The organism is Cyclobacterium xiamenense (genome assembly GCF_900109255.1).
Taxonomy (GTDB): domain Bacteria; phylum Bacteroidota; class Bacteroidia; order Cytophagales; family Cyclobacteriaceae; genus Cyclobacterium; species Cyclobacterium xiamenense.
This window is the reverse complement of sequence record NZ_FNZH01000025.1, coordinates 1-3,287: the sequence shown is the minus strand read 5'-3', so window position 1 is coordinate 3,287 and position 3,287 is coordinate 1. Positions and strand designations below refer to the sequence as shown.

Below are 3,287 nucleotides of genomic sequence, written 5' to 3'. Positions count from 1 at the left end.
GCTACCCCCACTCCGCCTTGATTCGGGGAGACGAGAAGCTGATTCGGTTTTGGAAAACGGGCAAACTGGAATTGTATCACCTGTCCGATGATCTGAGCGAAACGCAGGATTTGTCCGCCTCCCAGCCCGGAAAGGCGGAGGAACTGGACAGGAAGCTTCAGGCCTACCTGCAGGAAGTAAACCCGGAATTGCTCAAAAAATTAAGCGCCTACTGAAGCGTTTCTACGGGGAAGTCATGCCCGGTTTATTGCCGGATTTCGCTGTGCTTGCTTAGCGATGCCCATGGAGGCAGCAGATGCCCGGTTCGATGCATGCGCTGGCAGCAACCAATACCGAGGGTGGGCGGTCTGAGCGTCTTGATCACATCCGTAAAGGCATTTTTCACCCAACTTGTCCGCTTTCTATGTAGGGACTGCTGAAAAACTCAAAAAGCACCAGTTTTTACAACCAGCCCAGAGAGCTCTCTAGGCTGGTTTTGTGTTTTCAGGTTTTCCAGAATCTGGATTAGTATGTTCTTGATGGTGTATTACAGCCCCCTCCACGCTGAAAAACTCAGGCGCGGGAGTGCCATCCCGGCCAATTTGACCAGCTTGAGCACTAGGATGATGGAAGCGATCCATGATTGGCTGGTGTTTTTGAACTGTACCCGAGAAAGTATTTAAGGTACATGTTTTCGGTAATATGGGCGATGGTTTCCCGGTCATCCAAATTGAGTGTATGTTTGATGATCACCGCTCCGATCAAGACTCTTGGATTCAGGGTTGCTTTTGTTGTACATGTACGCCAGATCATCCCAGGGAACTTGGTTACTGAGTACTAAATATAGATTTTTATCCAAGACCTCGGCAGGTCTATCTGCAGTATTTATTTCCCCAGAGGATTGGAACTGCAGGAATCCATTTAAAAAGTCAAAACTATATCCTTTCCGGCCTTACAGAAAAAGTTATACGGCAGGAACACCAGTCAATTATTGACTGGATTTTCTCGATTCCGGCCAAAATAACCACATGTGGTCATCAAATAAATAAAATTATATGAAGATCATTTTTACAAAACCGATCGGAACCAATTGATATGCTGATCGAAGTGGCATCAAAAACAGGAAAGAGGATAAAATATGAGGACCAACCAAGGAGTATATGGTCGAGGTTTCTTCTGTTAGCTCAACATATACAAATCACGGTCAGTATCGCCCAAAAGTCAAAAAAATAAAGTGTTTTGACCGAAGTTAAACCAAATAGGCTACGATTAATTAGCTTTTGCTATAATGGCGGTGCTAAAATTCGCTCAAAAAATGCTAATTTGGATTTTTAAATTAGGTAGTCAAGTTATACCCAAATCAAAGAATCTAATGAAATCAACAAGAAGAACGTTTCTAAAGTCAGCTTCAACAGCCAGTTTAGGAGCATTATTTATTCCTAGTTTTATTACACGGCCACCAAGTACAAAATTGCGTTTTGCAATGATCGGTGTAGGAGCCCGAGGTCGTGCGAGTTGGAGCCAGGTTGCCGTAGAGGATATAGTGGCCATGTGCGATGTTGACGACAGAATGACTGAAAATGCCTATAAAACGGTGCCTAAAGCTAAAAAATACAAAGATTTCAGGCGGATGTTTGACGAAATGGCCAACGACATTGATGCCGTAATGATAGCTACGCCCGACCACACCCATTTCCCAGCGGCAATGGCTGCCATGCAACTTGGGAAACATGTATTGGTCGAAAAACCACTGGTGCACAATATTTGGCAATGCCGTACCATGAAAAAAGCAGCAAAACATTATGGCATTGTTTCGCAAATGGCAAATCAAGGGCATACAACCCACGGAATCAGATTAGTTAAAGAATGGTATGATGCAGGTGTTCTTGGGGATGTAAAAGAAGTAATTAGATGGGGAGGTCCAACAACATTTAGTCCGGATGGATATTTTTCGAAGCCGGAGGGGTTTCCTTTTCCGGAACATGAAGTACCCAAGGGATTGGATTGGGATTTATGGAAAGGTCCCGCAGCGGATCGTCCTTTTAACAAAGAATATGCACCCAAATCATGGAGAACCTTTTACGATTTTGGTAGCGGAGCAATGGCCGACTGGTGTTGTCATACCTTAGACGCTCCTTTTTGGGCATTGGATCTGGGCATGCCACATACCGTAGACGCCGTGGTACCAAATCCTGAAGTTCCTGATCATAGCATGATTGCACAGGAATCAACGATAACCTGGCAATTCGGAGCTCGCGGTAATAAACCACCTGTTACGATGAAATGGATCGAAGGCATGGGCAAACCCGAATTGAAGGAGGAGTACGGGCTTAAAGAAATGCCGGATAATGGGATGATCATGATTGGTTCGAAGAAGACGCTATACCATGGTGGTCGTCCAAACAATCCCCGATTACTTGTCCCTGAAGAAGAATGGATCGATTTCCAAAAGAATAAACCAGCAGAAACCATTCCAAGAGTGGAAGAAGAAAAACCCGTACAAGAGTGGGTGGCGGCTATTAAAAACGACACCTTGCCCGGCTCAAACTTCGATTATGGTGCAGACTTAACCGAAATGGGATTGGTTGGTGTACTCGCTCAACGTTTTGGCGGAACCATTAATTACGACGCAAAAAACATGAAGGCCATTGGACGTCCAGAGCTAGATGCATATATTAAAGAACCTGTTCGCGAAGGATGGTCATACGGAGAAGACCTTTGGTAGAATACGGTATAATCTTTCAGAGGATACTCTTGAAAAGAAAAACCTAATACACAAAAAAATATACGAATCGGAAAAATAACAATTCAGGGAGTAGTTTCTGGAATGGAAAATTAGGGTAGGGGATACAAAGCCAGATCCATCCGCTGTAGAATAAGGTGAAGAACTGGGTTTTGATGAAAAGAAATCAACCTATGGGCTGTAAACAGTAAATTTCATTCCTGAAAGGTTATAAATCCGTTGAAAATTTAACATTGGGGATGAGCTGAACGCTGAAGGTGTTCCGCCGTAATTTCCTATAGGTCTGTAATTCATGGTTCGAACCGTCACGGATCACATTCCTTTTCTGCCACTTTCTGGAAAAGGATAATGGGTGCCTGTAAAAAGAACCGCTTGGAATGGTAAATTACACCTATTCCAACGTTTAGCTTTAAGCATATCTACTGATCATGAAAAGCGCTAGTTTTGTTTTTTCACTGTTATTGCTGCTGTGCACGGCAGCTAGTAGCAGCTTTTCCACTTCAAAACAGGTAAATCCCCCGAATTTCATCTTTATCCTCACCGATGACCAGGGTTGGAGCAGCAC

At 43.9% G+C, this 3,287-nt stretch carries 2 protein-coding genes and 1 pseudogene; 2 read left to right on the top strand and 1 reads right to left on the bottom strand.

All coding sequences use genetic code 11. The annotated features are described in order from the left end of the window. Positions 1 to 215 (top strand): annotated as a pseudogene (locus BMW71_RS23830) (hypothetical protein); the annotation flags it as partial. Positions 216 to 597: 382 nt separating this feature from the next. Here BMW71_RS23830 and BMW71_RS23435 read toward each other — a convergent pair. Beyond that, positions 598 to 792 carry a transposase gene (locus BMW71_RS23435; protein ID WP_244891297.1) on the bottom strand — a complete coding sequence of 65 codons (195 nt, stop codon included), beginning with the start codon at positions 790 to 792 and terminating at the stop codon, positions 598 to 600. Between the two features lie 559 nt (positions 793 to 1,351). Here BMW71_RS23435 and BMW71_RS23430 point away from each other — a divergent pair. Beyond that, complete coding sequence (locus BMW71_RS23430; RefSeq protein WP_092178971.1) at positions 1,352 to 2,704, top strand: Gfo/Idh/MocA family protein; 1,353 nt, start codon at positions 1,352 to 1,354, stop codon at positions 2,702 to 2,704. The last annotated feature ends 583 nt before the right edge of the window (positions 2,705 to 3,287 follow it).

Bases quoted from the DNA above. Each gene is read 5' to 3' on its own strand.
- BMW71_RS23435 (WP_244891297.1), bottom strand. From the start codon at position 792: ATGATCTGGCGTACATGTACAACAAAAGCAACCCTGAATCCAAGAGTC.
- BMW71_RS23430 (WP_092178971.1), top strand. From the start codon at position 1,352: ATGAAATCAACAAGAAGAACGTTTCTAAAGTCAGCTTCAACAGCCAGT.